Source organism: Marinobacter sp. MA (assembly GCF_048298425.1).
Classification (GTDB): Bacteria; Pseudomonadota; Gammaproteobacteria; order Pseudomonadales; family Oleiphilaceae; genus Marinobacter; species Marinobacter salsuginis.
Window position 1 is genome coordinate 3,916,372 of record NZ_CP103058.1, and the last position, 17,257, is coordinate 3,933,628.

14 protein-coding genes are annotated in these 17,257 nt (G+C 58.2%); 6 read left to right on the forward strand and 8 right to left on the reverse strand.

What is annotated here, in order from left to right; all coding sequences use genetic code 11:
• Positions 1–4: 4 nt before the first annotated feature.
• From NUW46_RS18170 to cysZ, 3 genes are all read right to left on the reverse strand, one after another.
• Positions 5–2,455: an acyl-CoA dehydrogenase gene (locus NUW46_RS18170; RefSeq protein WP_418140866.1), complete on the reverse strand. Its 2,451-nt coding sequence runs from the start codon at positions 2,453–2,455 to the stop codon at positions 5–7.
• A 130-nt stretch (positions 2,456–2,585) separates the two neighbouring features.
• Positions 2,586–5,447 carry an RNA polymerase-associated protein RapA gene (gene rapA / locus NUW46_RS18175; RefSeq protein WP_418140867.1) on the reverse strand — a complete coding sequence of 954 codons (2,862 nt, stop codon included), beginning with the start codon at positions 5,445–5,447 and terminating at the stop codon, positions 2,586–2,588.
• 16 nt (positions 5,448–5,463) lie between these two features.
• Positions 5,464–6,198 (reverse strand): sulfate transporter CysZ, encoded by a 735-nt coding sequence (gene cysZ, locus NUW46_RS18180; RefSeq protein ID WP_418142060.1) that lies wholly within the window; start codon positions 6,196–6,198, stop codon positions 5,464–5,466.
• A 97-nt stretch (positions 6,199–6,295) separates the two neighbouring features.
• Between cysZ and NUW46_RS18185 the strand changes: the two genes are divergently transcribed.
• A complete protein-coding gene (locus NUW46_RS18185; protein WP_418140868.1) occupies positions 6,296–6,700 on the forward strand; it encodes a VanZ family protein in 405 nt (134 codons plus the stop codon).
• Between the two features lie 437 nt (positions 6,701–7,137).
• Here the strand turns inward: NUW46_RS18185 and NUW46_RS18190 are convergent, their stop codons facing one another.
• Positions 7,138–7,800, reverse strand: coding sequence for a class I SAM-dependent methyltransferase (locus NUW46_RS18190; protein ID WP_418140869.1), 663 nt, complete (start codon positions 7,798–7,800; stop codon positions 7,138–7,140).
• Positions 7,801–7,933: 133 nt separating this feature from the next.
• Here NUW46_RS18190 and mnmH point away from each other — a divergent pair, with 133 nt between their 5' ends.
• The 5 genes from mnmH to NUW46_RS18215 all read left to right on the forward strand — a co-directional run bounded on the left by mnmH (position 7,934) and on the right by NUW46_RS18215 (position 12,526).
• Positions 7,934–9,037 carry a tRNA 2-selenouridine(34) synthase MnmH gene (mnmH, locus tag NUW46_RS18195; RefSeq protein WP_418140870.1) on the forward strand — a complete coding sequence of 368 codons (1,104 nt, stop codon included), beginning with the start codon at positions 7,934–7,936 and terminating at the stop codon, positions 9,035–9,037.
• Between the two features lie 142 nt (positions 9,038–9,179).
• Entirely contained in the window at positions 9,180–10,013 is an 834-nt protein-coding gene (locus NUW46_RS18200; RefSeq protein ID WP_069182174.1) for a mechanosensitive ion channel family protein, read from the forward strand.
• A 170-nt stretch (positions 10,014–10,183) separates the two neighbouring features.
• Positions 10,184–10,741, forward strand: coding sequence for an aminoacyl-tRNA deacylase (locus tag NUW46_RS18205; RefSeq protein WP_136629862.1), 558 nt, complete (start codon positions 10,184–10,186; stop codon positions 10,739–10,741).
• An 82-nt stretch (positions 10,742–10,823) separates the two neighbouring features.
• Positions 10,824–12,119 (forward strand): FAD-dependent monooxygenase, encoded by a 1,296-nt coding sequence (locus tag NUW46_RS18210; protein ID WP_418140871.1) that lies wholly within the window; start codon positions 10,824–10,826, stop codon positions 12,117–12,119.
• Between the two features lie 41 nt (positions 12,120–12,160).
• On the forward strand, positions 12,161–12,526 hold the full coding sequence (locus NUW46_RS18215) for a histidine triad nucleotide-binding protein (RefSeq protein ID WP_069182177.1): 366 nt from the start codon (positions 12,161–12,163) through the stop codon (positions 12,524–12,526).
• 335 nt (positions 12,527–12,861) lie between these two features.
• Here NUW46_RS18215 and phoU read toward each other — a convergent pair whose 3' ends face one another.
• From phoU to pstC, 4 genes are read right to left on the reverse strand one after another with little or no spacing between them, the layout of a single operon-like run.
• Positions 12,862–13,584, reverse strand: coding sequence for a phosphate signaling complex protein PhoU (phoU, locus tag NUW46_RS18220; RefSeq protein WP_209399664.1), 723 nt, complete (start codon positions 13,582–13,584; stop codon positions 12,862–12,864).
• 33 nt (positions 13,585–13,617) lie between these two features.
• Positions 13,618–14,505: a phosphate ABC transporter ATP-binding protein PstB gene (gene pstB / locus NUW46_RS18225; protein ID WP_222465547.1), complete on the reverse strand. Its 888-nt coding sequence runs from the start codon at positions 14,503–14,505 to the stop codon at positions 13,618–13,620.
• Positions 14,506–14,516: 11 nt separating this feature from the next.
• On the reverse strand, positions 14,517–15,791 hold the full coding sequence (pstA, locus tag NUW46_RS18230; RefSeq protein ID WP_222465548.1) for a phosphate ABC transporter permease PstA: 1,275 nt from the start codon (positions 15,789–15,791) through the stop codon (positions 14,517–14,519).
• Positions 15,784–17,172: a phosphate ABC transporter permease subunit PstC gene (gene pstC / locus NUW46_RS18235; RefSeq protein ID WP_418140872.1), complete on the reverse strand. Its 1,389-nt coding sequence runs from the start codon at positions 17,170–17,172 to the stop codon at positions 15,784–15,786. The genes pstA and pstC overlap by 8 nt, the downstream gene beginning before the upstream one ends.
• Positions 17,173–17,257 lie beyond the last annotated feature (85 nt).

The following is a 17,257-nucleotide window of genomic DNA, read 5'->3' on the forward strand; positions in this document are numbered from 1 at the left end:
CCTGTCAGGCGGGGTTGTGATCAATCACAGACTCCTTGTTCTGGGCAAAGGCATCAAAGGCAAAGTCATCGACCGTCAGCATTTCCAGTACCACAGTCTCGTACTGGCGCATGAAATCGGCTTCTTCCTTGGTGTAAACACCGGCCTCAAGCGCGGCCTCGAAACGTTCTTCCGGATGCAATGCCGTCATCGGCAGCTCGCCCTTGGCGTAGGCCTTGGTCACCTTCCGGTAAAGCTGCTCCGCCTTGTCGTAATCCTTCAGCAACCCGTTATAGCGGGCGACCGGATTCTCCACGGTTCCTTCGCTGTCGGTCGTCCACACACTGGCAATCAGCTTGTTGCGGATCGGTGTGTCAGTGGAGATCGCACGGGCAAGCTTGCGGGCCAAATCGTCATGGGGGCTGTCCCAACGGCGACCCAGAGGCATGGTCACACCTCGCAGTACCATCGCAACAGCGCGGTTCGGCAGATTTTGCAGGAACTCATCCAGTGCGTTTTCGGTGCGATGCAGCAGCAGGCTCATGCTGTATTCCATCACTTCCTTTTCACCTTCCACCGGCTGGGTCTCGTGCCAGTTCTTCAGCACCATGGAGGCAAGGTAGAGGTTAGACAGCATATCCCCCAAACGCGCGGAGATCAGTTCACGCATCTTCAGCTCGCTGCCGAGAGTGGTCATCGCCGCATCCGAACACAGACCAAAGGCGGCACTGAAACGGGCAACCGCCTGGGCGTACCTGCGGCTGGCGCTGTCAAACGGCACATCGGCCCGGCCAAGCCCCAGAGCCTGGGTAAAGGCGCGGGCCGCATTGCCGAAGATCAGGCCGGCATGGCCGAAGAAGGCATCGTCAAACGCCTTGATATCGTCGTTATCCTTGGCCGCCAGCTCTTTCAGCACGTATGGATGGCAGCGAATTGCACCCTGACCGAAGATCATCAGGCTTCGGGTCATGATGTTGGCGCCCTCAACAGTGATCGAAACGGCCGCACCGCTGTAGCCAATGCCCAGGTAGTTGCGCGGGCCAAGGGTCACTGTCTTGCCACCGTGAACATCCATCGCATCGGTCAGGACACCACGCTGGAACTCGGTGAGATGGTATTTAAGGATGGCCGACGGCACAGCCGGCTTTTCGCCCTTGTCGATCATGTTAGCGGTGTGATTAACAGCCGCCTGGGCGATATAGGTCTTGGCGCCAATCCGGGCCAGCGGCTCCTGCACGCCCTCCATGTCTGCAACCGGGGTGTTGAACTGGCGACGAATACGGGTAAACCCGCCGGCGGTGCCGACCGAGTAGGCGGCTGCCCCAGCAGCGCCTGAGGGCAGCGTGATGCAACGGCCAACAGACAGGCATTCAACCAGCATGCGCCAACCCTGGCCGGCCATATCCACACCACCGATGATGTAATCCAGGGGAATAAAGACGTCTTTACCCTTGATCGGGCCGTTCAGGAACGGACTGCCAATCGGGCAGTGGCGACGGCCGATTTCCATGCCCTTGGTATCCCGGGGAATCAGCGCGCAGGTAATGCCGTAGTCTTCGGTGTCACCCAGCAGCCCGTCCGGATCGAACATACGGAAGGCCAGGCCGACGACGCTGGCGATGGGTGCCAGGGTAATCCAGCGCTTCTCGAAGTTGAGTCGGATACCGACCACTTCCTTGCCATCCACTTTCTGTTTACACACGATACCGGTGTCCGGCAGCGACGTTGCATCAGAGCCTGCGCGAGGACCGGTCAGGCCGAAGCAGGGAATCTCGCGGCCATCCGCCAACCGGGGCAGATAGTGGTCTTTCTGTTCTTCGGTACCATATTTGACCAGCAACTCACCCGGGCCGAGCGAGTTGGGCACACCGACAGATACCATCAATGATTCATTGGCAGCCAGTTTCTGCAGCACCGCAGTCTGGGCCTTGGCGGAAAACTCCAGGCCGCCGTATTCCTTCGGGATAATCATGCCGAAGAACTTCTCTTTCTTCAGGAAATCCCATAGCTCTTTCGGCAGGTCCGCCCGCTCGACGGCGACATCCCAGGCGTTGCACATGGAGATTGCCTGGGTGCATTGGTTGTCCACGAAGGCCTGTTCTTCCTCGCTCAGGCCTGTGTTGCGATTAATCAACAGGTTGTGCCAGTCGGGGCGACCGGTAAACAGCTCGCCATCCCAGCCTACGGTACCGGCTTCCAGGGCCACTTTCTCGGTATCGGAAACTTTCGGTGCGACTTTCTTGAACATCGCGAAAATGCGGGGTGTCAGCCAGCCCTGGCGGAACCCGGGCAGGCCGGTGGCAGCGGTGACGGCGGCACCAATAAACAGAACAAGGGCCAGCCAACCAGAGGCAAAAATCAGCGACAGCAGGCCGGTGATAGCCATGACGCCAATCGCGGACATTGCACCGGACTCGCGCCGCATCACTATCAGCAGGCCAGCCAGCGCCACAATAAACAGTATGAAAGTCATCATAGGTTCTCTCTGTCATCCATGGTTCGGGAATGTCGAAGACTATAAACCGTTACGTTTACGGTACCGCATCAGATGAGGGCTGACCAGCAAATGCCGCTCAGTCAGCCAGTTACAGCCGTCCCACCCCGATTTATGAGGTCACGATCACACGAATACCTTCCAGAGCAAGGCTGGCATGGCCTATGGCATCCCTCGCCGCTTCGAACTGGTTCCGGAAAAAGTCGATCTCCTCCTCGCGGATGGCAGGGTTCACTTTCTGCAACGCTTCCAGTCGCCGGATTTCCGGCTCGAAACTGGCAGCGAGCTGTTCAAGCGCCCGGGCTTTCAGGGGCTCCAGATGAGGCTCTGACAGGCGCTCGACGTGATCCACCATGGTTTCGACCTGGGGCCGAATCTGGGGCACGATAGCCTGGGCCGTGCGCCGGCGGATGTTCGAGCACATCTCGTTCAGCCGGTTGTGGGGCAAAGCCGCCGACAGCTCCTTGCCATTCACGTCCACCAGCAGGCGCAACGGCGAAACCGGCAGGTAGCGGGTCAGTTGCAGAGCGTCTGGCGCCGGGCAGTGCACGGTAAACAGCGCTTCCATCAGCAACGTTCCCGGAGGCAGGGCCTTGACCGACAGGCTGGCGAGCGCCGCTTTGCCCAGACCGGAGCTGGTGACCGAGTCCATCACCCCGGTGACCATCGGGTGCTCCCAGCTCATAAACGCCAGATCTTCCCGCTCCAGGGCATTCCTGCGATCCCAGGTCACGGTCATGCCATCTTCGGGCAATTCGGCGACATGGCCGGCCCGGTACTGTTCTCCCGGCCGCAGGATATCGGAGTGTTCGGCATGGTCTTCGACATCGACCCCGAGAATATCGAAGGCTTCCATCATGTAGTCCCGAACCTGCTCCTCAGATTCCTCTTCTTCAATGGCGGCAATCAGGTTCTCCGCCACGTTCGGGCGACAGGAATTCAGTTCAATCAGGGCATCCCGACCGTTTTGCAGCAGGGTTTTCAGGCGCTCCGCCTCTTCGGCGGAGGCTTTAACCAGCTCGTTCGCAATGCTGGCATCGCCATCAATGGCCTGCTGCCATAGGGAATGGACCGCTTCCTGAACCGCAACGCCGACGGCGCAACTTTCGGCAAAAGCGTTCAGCCCTTCATGGAACCATCGGAACTGGACCTCCTGGCTGGTATCACGCAGGTAAGGAAGATGAATATCGATGGTTTCGGTCTGACCAATCCGGTCCAGCCGACCGATACGCTGTTCAAGCAGATCCGGGTTGCCCGGCAGATCGAACAGCACCAGGTGGTGGGCAAACTGGAAGTTGCGGCCTTCGCTGCCGATCTCAGAACAGATCAGCGCCTGGGCTCCCTGTTCGGTGTCGGCGAAGTAGGCGGCAGCCCGGTCTCGCTCGATCAGGCTCAGGTGTTCATGAAACGCCGCACTGCGGATACCGGCGCGCAGCTGGAGATAGTGCTCCAGGGCCATGGCGGTCTCAGCGCTGGCGCAGATAACGACGACCTTTGCGGGACGCAGGCTGACCAGCTTTTTCTCGAGCCACGCCACCCGGGGATCGTCCGACAGCCATTGCTCCTCGGGCACCAGTTGCTCGGGGGTCAGCCCCTGAAGACCTGAAGCCTGCCCTTCGTACATGGCCGGGCATGGCAGAGGCTCCGGGTTGGGACGGCGTTCGGGGAATCCCTGGATGGCCGCCCGGGTGTTCCGGAACAGCACCCGCCCGGTACCATGGCGATCCAGCAGGGCATCAATGACCGCTTGCCGTGGATGGTCTCCAGTCAGCAGTTGGTCCAGCTCTTCTCCCAGCCATTCCCGTAGCAACTTCTGGTCTTCGGCGCTGATTGCGGATTCTTCGTTCAGAAGCCGGCGGACCACCGCGTTGATCGTCTCGTACTGCTGCTCCTCTTTCCGAAAGGCTTCCAGATCATGGAAACGGGCCGGATCCAGCAGCCGCAACCGGGCGAAATGACTGGCGACACCCACCTGCTCCGGCGTTGCCGTCAGCAACAGCAAGCCCCGGCTGATCGCCGACAACTCCTCAACAATCCGGTATTCCGGGCTGACTTCATCCGGGCTCCATGCCAGGTGATGAGCCTCGTCCACGATCATCAGATCCCACTCAGCCTTGCGGGCATCGTCCTGCGCCTTCTGGCTTTGCTTCAGGAAATCGAGACTGCAGAGCACCAGTTGCTCGCTCTCGAAGGGATTGACCGCGTCTTCGTCGCCAAAAATGTGGTTAACCAGGGCGTCGACATCGCTTTCCTGCTCTTTCAGGGCATCGTAGCGACCCTGATCCACGATCGAGAACCGCAGATTGAAGCGCCGAAGCATTTCAACCAGCCATTGATGGGTGAGGGAATCCGGCACCACGATAAGGGCGCGTTTCGCCCGCCCGGTGTGCAGCTGATAATGCAGGATAAGCCCCGCCTCGATGGTTTTGCCAAGGCCGACTTCATCGGCCAGAAGCACCCGTGGCGCATGGCGCCGGGCAACCTCATGGGCAATATAGATCTGGTGCGGCAGGTGCTGGGTGCGTGCACCAATCAGCCCCTGGGCAGCAGACGCCCTCAGGCGGTTCATATGTTGAAGGGTCGCATACCTCAGACGAAAAGCGCCGTTGCGATCGAACTGGCCCGCGAAAAGCCGCTGGTGTGGCGCTGAAAAGTTCACCGAGCCCGCAAGTTTGACCTCTGAAATCTCATGCAGGTCAGTGCCATCGTCGGCGTGGTACATGAGCACGCCACCAATATCCTCGACCGCTCGAACGATGTACCGCTCGCCGTCAAAGGTCTCAATCTCCTCGCCCAGCTGATAGATGATGCGGGACAAAGGTGCGTTATCAATCGCGTAGGTGCGTTCCTCATCGGCAGCAGGAAACCCCAGGGTTACCCGACGCCCGGAGATATCCGTGACAATGCCCAACCCCAGGCCGGTATCACTGTGGCTGACCCAACGCTGACCAATAACAAATTCCGATGTATCCAAGAAACCTCCAGACCAATTACGTTCTTGTGGCGCCGTTCTCACGCACCCAGTAAGCCGTTGCCCCGCACACCGCCGCCGGTACCACAACCAGGTTCAGCACGGGCACCATCGCGGCCAATGCCACCGGCAGGCCAAAGCCAAAAGCGGACAACCGAGTGTCACCAAGCAACCGACGCAGGACGGGAAAACTGACCTTGTGGTTGTCTGCCGGGTAGTCCACGTATTGCAGCGCCATCATCCAGCTGTTGAAGAGAAACCATAGAACAGCCGCAACCAGATTGACGACGGGTATCAGGCCGATAGCCCTCGGCAGGTAATACAGGATTTTCTGAACCTCACGCCAGAGCGCACGGGGAATATCCTTGATGATGGCCGCCCAGCTGTCGTCGGTATTCACTTCCTGACCGGTCAGGTGCTTTTCCGTCAGCTCGGCCAGATAGCCGTAGAAAGGGGAGCCAATCAGGTTGGCAACAATCACAAAGCCGTAGGCGAGCATAAGCACGATGACTGCGCCGTAAAGAATCCAGAACAGCCAGTCCAGCGCCTGTAGCCACGCCCAGTCCGGCAGCCAGGCCATGGCGGCGGCAATCAGCCCGGCAAAAAGCTCTCCCATAAAGAAGAAGAGCAATCCGAAGAGCAGAATATTAATAACCAGTGGAATAATGACGAACAGCCGCAGACCGGGCTGACGAATCAGGCGGAAACCTTCCCCCAGGTAGCCCAGTCCACGAAAAAAATTACCCTTGAGCATCGCTGGCAGGACCTCCGCTTCCATGACAATGACGGGCCGCAAAGCATATCATGTTGACAACATTCCCACAGCCCGAGAGCACTCAGGGACTTCCGCGATGGATACACTGAAACAACAAGTGACCAGCCTACTGCAGTATCGCCCACTTTGGCGGGCAGCCTTTGTGATTTCCGTGCTCGCCATCGGGTTTCTTGCAACAACCGACAACCCTTACCCCATTCCCTCCTCTTCAAGCGACAAGATAAACCACTTGGTCGCCTTCCTTGAGCTGACCATCCTGACCCGTCTGGCCTGGCCGGAACTGCGGGCAATCTGGTTTGTACCGGCGCTCCTCGGCTTTGGTCTGGGCATCGAAATCATCCAGGCAAATCTGCCCTACCGCGAATTTTCTCTGGCAGACCTCGCTGCCGACGGCGCAGGCATCGCACTGGGACTCCTCCCCTGGCCGGGCGTTCGAAAACTGGGAAAACCGGATTTGCGAAATTCGCCAGAATCTTTGTAAGAGATTTCTTACAAAGGCGTGAGATCTTGCAGTGATATCACGTGCGCAGTGGTGCGAATACGCCCTTAGCAAAAACCTAACCCCTTGATAACCATATTTTATTGGATACGACCTCGCTGAGAACACCTGCGCCCCGTGCAGAGTTCACGCGTTTGTAAGAATTCAATTGGTATAGTGTTTACATCAAGGACGACAGGGAAAAGGACGACGCACTGGATGCACCCCGGCACGGAATGCAGGGAGAGGCAGGGACTCAAGGACGCCTCGCTTAAGGGATAACTATTCGGATAGCCGGCTCGGATGCCGGCACCACGGAGTGGCTCAAGGATCTCGCAACACGGCTGTTGCCCAATGCGCACGGATGCGCCGACCTGTTCCGAGAAAGGGTAACCGGGTGGTTGCCCTTTATTTTTTCTACGCTTCCTGCTGCTCTCCCATTATCTGCCGACGCCTTCGGCCATGTAGATTCGCACCTTATTGAACTCCTCGAATTCGTGAAGATCCGGCCAGGTCCGGGCCTCAATCGTTGTCTGCCTGTGATAGGCAGTGTCACCCAACACTTTCATTCGTGAATCCGCCAGAAGCACTCTGTGTGCCGCCTCTCGAAAAACGCCGAGCAACGGCCGGTTTTCCGGATCGTAGAGCACATCCGCCGCTGTCACGACATCCAGCTCCTCCGGGCGATCCGCCCAGTCCTGGCAGAGGACAATGGAAACGCCGTTAAGAGCCGCATTGGCACTGGCTGCGTCCAGCGCTGCCGGATCAATATCACAGGCGATGGCTTCCCGGGCGCCAGCCATCGCCGCAGCCACGGCCACTATCCCGGAACCGGAACCAAAATCTAGAACCCGCTTGCCCTCGACCCAGCCGGGGTTGTCCAGAATCCAGCTGGCGAGCACCTGACCGCTGGCCCAGCAGAACGACCAGTAGGCAGGTTCGGCAACCACCGCCTGCGCTTCTTCGTGGGACAGGGGCCCCTCAAGAACGGTCGGGTCAAAAAGATAAAGCGCGATGCGCTCACAGCCAGCGGGACGGGACACGGCAACCCGGCCACGGGCCAGCGTTTTGCGAAGATGCGCATTCAGACTGTAGGCTGCCATGGGCTATCCAACCTCAGGTTTCAAGAAGGCGACATTGTACCCATGACAGGGACGGGAAACAGGTCGCGACAAGCAGAAAACCCCCATTTCCGCTATACTGCCGCCTCCATCTGACAACTGGTTTACCGCTGAAATGGCAAGCAGACCCGACACCGACGACTACCTTTCCCTGTTCCTGAATGACGTACCACTGATGGACGTCCGGGCACCGGTGGAGTTCAGCCGTGGCAGCTTTCCGAACACGGAGAACGCGCCCCTGATGAACGATGAGGAGCGCCACCGGGTCGGCATCTGTTACAAGGAAAAAGGCCAGGACAAGGCCATTGAGCTGGGCCATCAGTTGGTGTCCGGTGACATCAAGGCCCAGCGCATCGAAGCCTGGAAGCGCTTTGTTGCCCGGCATCCCGAAGGTTATCTGTTCTGTTTCCGGGGCGGCCTGCGTTCCCGGCTTACCCAACAGTGGATACGGGACGCTGGCATTGACTACCCGCTGGTCAAAGGCGGCTACAAGGCGCTGCGCCGGTTTCTGATTGACAGCCTGGAAGCGCAGGTCAAATCTGGTGAATTCCGGATTCTCAGTGGTCGCACCGGCACCGGCAAGACGCGGGTTCTACAACAGCTGCCAAATCCCGTGGATCTTGAAGGCCTGGCCAACCACCGGGGCTCCAGTTTCGGGCGCCAGGTGACCCCCCAACCTTCACAGATCGATTTCGAGAACCGGCTGGCCGTGGCCATGCTCAAGGCCCATCACTTCAAGGGCGGCCCGATCTATCTGGAAGATGAGAGCCGACTGGTGGGACGATGCGCCCTGCCCGAATCCCTTAAAAACCGCATGGCGGAGTCGCCACTACTGATTCTCGAACAACCCATGGAAGAGCGTATTGGCATCATCCGGGAGGACTATGTCGAGGGCATGTTTGCAGATTACGTAAACCGCGACGGAACCGAAGCGGGCTGGCTGAACTTCCGGGACTATCTGCTGAGCGCCATCGACCGCATCCGCAAGCGCCTGGGCGGTGAACGTCACAAGCAACTGCGAGGCCTGATGGAAGAGGCACTGCTGCATCAGGAAACCACTGGACAGACTGGCGCCCATGACGCCTGGATTGAGGCACTGCTGACGGACTATTACGACCCCATGTACGACTACCAGTTGAGCCAGAAGGAAGGCCGGATTCTGGTCCGCGGGGGCCCGAAAACCATTCTCGAGTGGGCCAGCGAGCGCTCAATTGCGTAAGCGACTGACTGAACATTTTTTCCTGCGACACACATCCCTGACATTTGTCTGCTATATACAGAAGTAGACGAATCACGTTGTTGCAGGATTTTGTCCGTTAATCCGACACTTATGAAAAATACCAACGAACAAGGAGTCCATTATGGAAGATCTCTTCGGCGCTGAGGGAGGCGCCTCGGAACTCATGAATCAAGCCGTCTCCCTGGTGATGACTTACGCACCAAAAGTCGTGCTGGCCATTGTCACATTGATCGTGGGCATGTGGCTGATCAACCGCTTTGTCGGAGTTCTCGACAACAAGCTGGGCAAGAAAGACCCCACCCTGAACAAGTTTCTCTGCGGACTGATCGGCGCAATTCTCAAGATTCTACTGCTGATCTCTGTCGCCTCCATGGTTGGCATTGCCACAACATCGTTCATTGCCATCATTGGTGCTGCCGGTCTGGCCGTCGGCCTGGCGCTGCAGGGCAGCCTGGCCAATTTCGCTGGCGGCGTGCTGATCCTTATCTTCAAGCCTTTCAAGGTTGGCGATACGATTGATGCTCAGGGCTACCTTGGCTCCGTCCGGGAAATCTCCATCCTTTACACCATTGTCGATACCTTCGATAACCGCCGGATCGTGATCCCGAATGGGCAACTGGCCAACGCCAGCCTGACCAACCTGAGCGCCTATGAAACCCGTCGTTGCGACATGAGCTTCGGCATTGGCTACGGCGATGACATCGACAAGGCCAAGGCCGTCTGCAAGCGCCTCATCGAAGAAGACGAGCGGGCACTGAAAGACCCAGCACCCCTCATCGTGGTGGGCGCCCTTGGCGAAAGCTCCGTCGACCTGACGGTTCGGGCCTGGACCAAGTCCGCTGATCTGTGGCCCTTCTACTGGGACATGCACGAGAAAGTGAAGAAAGCGTTCGACGCCGAGGGCATCAGCATTCCGTTCCCTCAGCGCGATGTGCATATGATCAAATCCGACTGAGATTCGCGATCGGTTTCTCATTGATACATCCGGTTACTCGCAAACTGCGTAACCTCGACTAAGCTGACCATTAATGGCGGGGTTTAGCGACCCCGCCAAGCCATCGGGGCCAGGCAATCTGATCCACACGGGCTCCGGAACGCTGTCATTGCTGGTAGGAGGTTGTCACTATGCCGGTACAGCAGTTGAAGGAATTCCTCGATGAGGCAGGTGTCGAGTACATGTGCCTCTCTCACCCTCCTGCGTATACCGCCCAGGAACTGGCCCACCACGTAAAAATCGCCGGCGACCGCGTCGTTAAAACGGTCATCATCGAGCTTGATGGCAAAATGGCGATGCTGGTGATGCCGGCGACCTGGCGAATCCGCTGGGACAGGCTATCCCGTATTCTGGACACCGACTTTATTGATCTTGCGGACGAACAGGAATTCAAAGACCGCTTCCCGGATTGCGAAGTGGGCGCCATGCCGCCCTTTGGCAACCTGTTCGGTATGACCGTGTACTGCGCGGAAGCCCTGACCGAACAGCCGGAACTGGCCTTTGCCGCTGGCAGCCACAGCGAATCGGTCCACATGAAAACTGCCGATTTTATTAACCTTGTGCAACCGATGGTACTGAACCAGGGCTTCAATAAACCGGGGGCCCAGAAGCCCGCCTGGCTGGTCAAAGGCCGTCGCCGGCCAGAGGAGGCTGACAAGCAGCGGGTATCAGGCATGGTCGGGTATTGAGGCTTTTTCTGCCGGCTTGATCCCGGTCTCTTGTCTGGCTGCCGCCATCGCGTAAACTTGGGGCATCAGACAGGAAACCTATATGACTCAAGCCTTTGATATTGTGGTAGTTGGCGCCGGTATGGTCGGTGCCGCACTGGCCACTGGCCTCGGCCAGAATGGTTTCAGTGTTGCACTCATTGATCGGTCTCCGCCGCCCGCCTTTAGTCCAGACACCGCCCCGGACATCCGGGTTTCTGCGCTTAGCGCCGGCAGCGAGCGCTATCTTCAGAGCCTCGGCGCCTGGGACCACATCCTTGGAATGCGCGCAACGCCTTACAAGCGACTGGCCGTCTGGGATGAAACCCGCTTTCCGCTACAGAATCTCGTGCCCCGGAAACTGGCCGAAGTCCAATTCGACGCCACCGAACTGGGCGCACACCACCTGGGACACATCGTCGAGAACTCGGTCACCCAGCAGGCACTCTGGCAAACCGCCGACGCTTGCCCCCATGTGACGTTGTTCCACGGCCATGGTGTTGCCTCCCTCGCACAGTCCGGTGATACGGCGACTGTTACTCTGGACGATGGCCGCGAGCTACTCGCAAGTCTGGTAGTCGGTTGCGATGGCGCCCAATCCCGAATCCGAGACCTCGCCGGCATCGGGACCACCCGGAACCAGTATGACCAGCAGGCAATGGTCATCTCTGTGCGTTATCAGGGGCCGGTTGAAGACATTACCTGGCAGGGCTTCCATCCTTCCGGACCCCGGGCCTTCCTACCCCTGCACAGCGCCGGGCCGGAACATCCCGGCGAAAGCTGGGGTTCCCTGGTCTGGTACGATTCACCCGAGGAACTCGCTCGCCTGAAATCGCTGGACGACAGCACCCTGATGAGCGAAATCCAGTCATCATTTCCCGCGAGCCTGCCACTGCTGACCCACATCGACAGCAAGGCCTCGTTCCCCATCGCCCGGCAACATGCCAAACAATACCATTCCGGGCGCGTGGTTCTGGCCGGCGATTCCGCCCACACCATCAACCCCCTGGCCGGCCAGGGCGTGAACCTGGGCTTCCAGGATGCCCAATCCCTGCAATCCGCGCTCAAGGAAGCCAAGCGGGCCGGCGATGATCTGGCGGACCCGAAGTGGCTTACCCTGTATGAACAAGAACGCAGGCCGGCGAACCGCCGAATGATGCTGACCATGGATCTGTTCTACCATCTGTTCAGCAACCGGATTCCGCCGGTCCATCTGCTGCGCAACCTCGGCCTGGGCGCCGCCCGCGCCCTGCCCTTCGCCCGCAACCGCGTGGCCCGTTACGCCATGGGCATCGACGAGGAACTGCCGGCCGTAGTCAGGCAGATAACATCCCGAATTCCGGGCCTGAATCAGCTTTAACACCGAACAACAATCCCAAGGAAAATCCAGAAGGAGCCACCATGTCAGAGACGATTTTCACCAAGATCATCAACCGGGAAATTCCCGCAGACATTCTCTACGAAGACGACCTCGCCCTGGCGTTCAGTGACATCAACCCTCAGGCGCCGGTGCATTTCCTGGTCATCCCGAAAAAGGCCATTGCCACGATCAACGACATCACCGAAGACGATAGGGAGTTGGTGGGGCATCTGTATCTGGTGGCGGCGAAGATTGCCAAGGAGAAGGGGTTTGCCGACGACGGCTACCGGGTTGTCATGAACTGCGGGGAAAACTCCGGGCAGACGGTTTTCCACATCCATCTGCACGTTCTTGCCGGAAAGCCGCTGGGCTGGCCGCCGTATACCGACAAAATGAAGCAGGCCTGATTTTTTTAGACTTGGGTGGAGGGACGGCATGTGGTGGGGCTTTCCGTGACCCGCTCGAGCCGTCCCTGGTCGCTTGACTTTCGCCATCCTTGGCGAAAGACAGTCCCGGAAAGCCCCACCACACGCCGTCCGGCCAGACTCTCACTACGCCTGCAAGCAAACACCAAAGATAATTGAAGCGAACTGGAGAGCAGCACCCAGCTTCGGGCGAGTGGGCTGGTAGTGCTGTTTGGGACTATCTTTCGCCAGGGATGGCGAAAGCTAAGCGCGCATGGATGCCTTGAGCGTGTCCCAAACAGCACTACCAGCCCGCTTGCTTCCTCCCAAGCAAAAAATCAGCGGCCGACGACTTTCTCAGCTTCCTCCACAGGCGTATGACGAACGTCCTCGCCTTTGACCATGAAAATCACGTTCTCGGCGATGTTGCACGCGTGGTCACCTACCCGCTCCAGGGCACGGAGCACCCACATCACGGACATGCACCGTGAAATGTTGCGGGTATCTTCCATCATGAACGTCAGCAAGGTGCGGGCCGCAGCCTGATATTCCTCGTCAACGCGCTTGTCTTCCTTCATGATCCGCAGGGCCTGCTCAGAATCCAGGCGAGCAAAGGCGTCAAGGGCATCGTGCAGCATGCTGAGCACGTGGGTGCCGATGTGGCGCACTTCCACGTAGCCGCGCGGCGCCTGGCCTTCTTCCTGCAGCTTGATGGCCAGCTTGGCGATCTTCTTGGCCTCATCGCCAACGCGCTCGAGATCGGCAACCATCTTGATGACCGAGATCACCAGACGCAGGTCCCGTGCCGTCGGCTGCCGACGGGCGATGATCAGGGTGGCTTCCTCGTCGATCTCCACTTCCATTTTGTCGACTTTCTTGTCGTTGGCGCGGATTTCGTCGGCCATGTGACCGTCACCATCCACCAATGCCTGAATGGCATTCTCGACCTGGGCTTCTACCATGCCGCCCATTTTCAGGAACTCGGTCTTGAGCTCCATCAGTTCGTCATTGAACTTGTGGGAAATGTGATCCCCGTAAACGTCGTCCTTCTTAGTAGGCATACTGTTCTTCTCCAAAATTCCTCAGGTCCGGAATCAGCCGAAACGGCCGGTGATGTAGGACTCAGTCAGTTCATGTTCCGGCGAGGTGAATACCTTGTTGGTCTCATTCACTTCCACCAAATGCCCCAGATGGAAATAGGCCGTACGGTGGGATACCCGGGCCGCCTGCTGCATCGAGTGGGTGACGATAACAATCGTGTAACTCTCGGACAGTTCGGCAATCAGTTCTTCCACTTTCGCCGTGGCAATAGGGTCCAGCGCCGAGCAGGGCTCATCCATCAGCACCACTTCCGGGCTGACAGCAATGGCGCGGGCAATACACAGACGCTGCTGCTGACCACCGGACATGCCGGTTGCATTGGCGTCCAGGCGGTCCTTGACCTCATCCCAGAGACCGGCCTTACGCAGGCTATTTTCCACGATTTCATCCAGGTCGGATTTGCGATTGGCCAAACCGTGGATGCGCGGGCCGTAAGCCACGTTGTCGTAGATGGACTTGGGGAACGGGTTGGGCTTCTGGAAAACCATTCCGACCCGGGCCCGCAATTCAACGACATCCCGTTTGGGATCATAGATGTCGTGATCGTCCAGATGCAGGGAACCCTTCACACGGCAGATATCAATACTGTCGTTCATGCGATTCAGGCAACGCAGGAAGGTGGACTTACCGCAACCGGATGGCCCGATAAAGGCAATAACTTCGTTGCGGGCAATATCCAGGCTGATTTTCTTGATAGCACGGGTATCGCCGTAGAACACGTCGACATCGCGAAGCTTGAACTTCGGATCATCGGCGAACGGCTTACCAACGGTTTTGCCCTCTTCAATCACGGTTTCAGCGGGCTTTGATTCCTGAACAGGCACGGCGACCTCGTCCGGTTGGGAAACTTCACTGGCAATGGTTGTGTTCACGGTATTCATCTTGATTCTCCTTACCACCGGCGCTCGAGACGTTTGCGCATCCAGATGGCCAATGCATTCATGCTGATCAGGAAGGTCAACAGCACCATAATGGCTGCCGACGCACGTTCAATAAAGGCCAGTTCAGGGCTGCCGGCCCACAGGAAGACTTGTACCGGCAGCACCGTGGCCGAATCAAAGAAGCCGTCGGGCACATCCACAATAAACGCCACCATACCGATCAGCAGCAACGGCGCGGTTTCACCCAGTGCCTGGGCCATCCCGATGATGGAACCTGTGAGCATGCCAGGCATGGCCAGCGGCAGAACATGGTGCAGAACCACCTGCATCTTGGAGGCGCCGATCCCCTCAGCGGCCTCGCGGATCGAAGGCGGCACGCTTTTAATTGCGGCCCGGCTGGAGATGATGATGGTTGGCAGAGTCATCAGTGTCAGTACCAGACCACCAACCACTGGAACCGAGCGCGGCATACCAAAGAGGTTGATGAACACCGCCAGACCAAGCAAACCGAAGATAATGGAGGGCACCGCCGCCAGGTTATTGATATTGACCTCAATAAAGTCGGTGAACTTGTTCTGGGGTGCAAACTCCTCGAGATAGATCGCAGCGGCCACACCAATCGGAAACGACAGAATCAGGGTGACAAACATCGTAAGCAACGAACCAACGATAGCCCCAAGAATACCGGCCTTGGATGGATCACGGGAATCGCCACCACTGAAAAACACATCATTGAACGATGTTTCGATGACATCCCGCTCCAAAAGCTCATCCACCCAGGCTTTTTGCTGATCATTCAGTTTGATCGAGTAGGCGTCATCCCCTGCGTGCTTCACGTAGACATCCACGTCGGTGTGCGTGAGGAATGTCATGGACTGGGTGGTACCCAGCCATTCCGGATTGGCCTTCAGTGCATCCCGGAGCGTCACCGAGGCGTAGGGGTTGATCAGTTCGCGAACGTTTTTCCGGTCATCCTCCGTTGCACCGGGTATCTCCTTGATCAACGCCTGAACCAGCGGCTCGACAAAATCGGCCATCTTGATCTGACGCTCGTCCGTGGGATCATCCAGGTACATCATTTCACCATCCAGATTGACATCCATGGTGATGGTGGTTTTGACGAAGCCGGTATAACCCTTGCCGATGATATCGGTGAACAGGATTAGCAGGGCTCCCAGGGCAATGGCGATGGCCATGATGCCGTAGGCCCGAAAACGGCGTTCCTTACGGTAGCGGCGCTTGAGCGACTGGCGGACAATCTCCGCCTGTGAACGTTGGTCAGTCATACTGTTCCCGATATTTGCGTACGATTTTCAGTGCAATGACGTTGAGCAACAGGGTTGCCAGGAAGAGCATGGCGCCCAATGCGAAGGCAGCCAGCGTCTTGGCGCTGTCGAATTCCTGGTCACCGGTGAGCAGGGTCACGATCTGGACAGTAACGGTGGTGACTGTTTCCAGCGGATTGGCGGTCAGGTTGGCCGCCAGTCCTGCCGCCATGACCACAATCATGGTCTCGCCGATGGCCCGGGAGACTGCCAGCAGAATGCCACCCATGATGCCCGGAAGTGCGGCAGGGAAGATCACCTTCTTCATGGTTTCCGACTGCGTTGCGCCCAGCGCGAGGGAACCATCCCTCATGGCCTGGGGCACCGCATTGATGACGTCATCCGACAGGGACGAAACGAACGGAATAATCATAATGCCCATCACGGCGCCTGCGGCGAGGGCGCTCTGGGACGAAGCTTCGATACCAATGGAGGCGGCAACGTCACTGATAAACGGTGCCACGGTCAAGGCGGCAAAGAAGCCGTAAACCACGGTCGGGATACCCGCCAGCATTTCCAGCAAAGGCTTGACCACGCCACGAACCTTCTTGCCGGCGTACTCGGACAGATAAATCGCCGAAAGCAGTCCAACCGGCACCGCCACGATCATGGCGATGGCGGAGATCAACAAGGTGCCGGTGAACAGGGGGATCATGCCAAAGGCGCCCTGGGACGCCACCTGATCAGCTCGGAGGGCGGTCTGGGGACTCCAGTGGCTACCAAAGAAGAATTCGGTAAACGGCACCTTACCGAAGAATCGGAACGTCTCGAACGCCACCGAGAAGATGATTCCAATGGTGGTCAGGATCGCCAATGCCGCGCAGGCAAAAAACACCCATTTGAGAATGGATTCAACCTGGGCACGGGCGTTCAGGCGTGGCCGGATTCTCAGCCAGCCAAGGAAACCCGCCAACACAGCAACCGAGATGACCAGCGCAGACATCAGGAACCGGCTCTGCGTCCGCAACGCCTGCAAACGCTCTGCGGCCTCGGCAATAGGCGCCTCCACAAAACCCGGGGGCAAGGAACCGCTGGCAACGTTACTGATTTTACTCAGCAGCAGACTCGCTTCACCCTCGGTCGCCGGCATCATCCCGTCCGGCAGGCCACCAATCACAATCAGCTGAATGACTTTGCCTTGAAAGGCCGCCCACAAACCGAGCACGATCAGAGCGGGAATACCACTCCACAACGCCGCGCGGGCCCCGTAGTAAAAAGGTAGGGATTTCAGGTGACGGATCCCACCCAGCGGCATCGCCAGTGACCGGGAGCGGGCGTAACCGAGCCAATAGGCCACGATCGCCAGCACCAGGGTCAGTAAGAGAAGATTAGCCGGTTGCATGAAAATTCCTGTTATCGACTTCAAATAGATGCACAGTGTACAGATTCAACCGAACGCTGGCATCGGATCGTCCAAACGTGCAAAA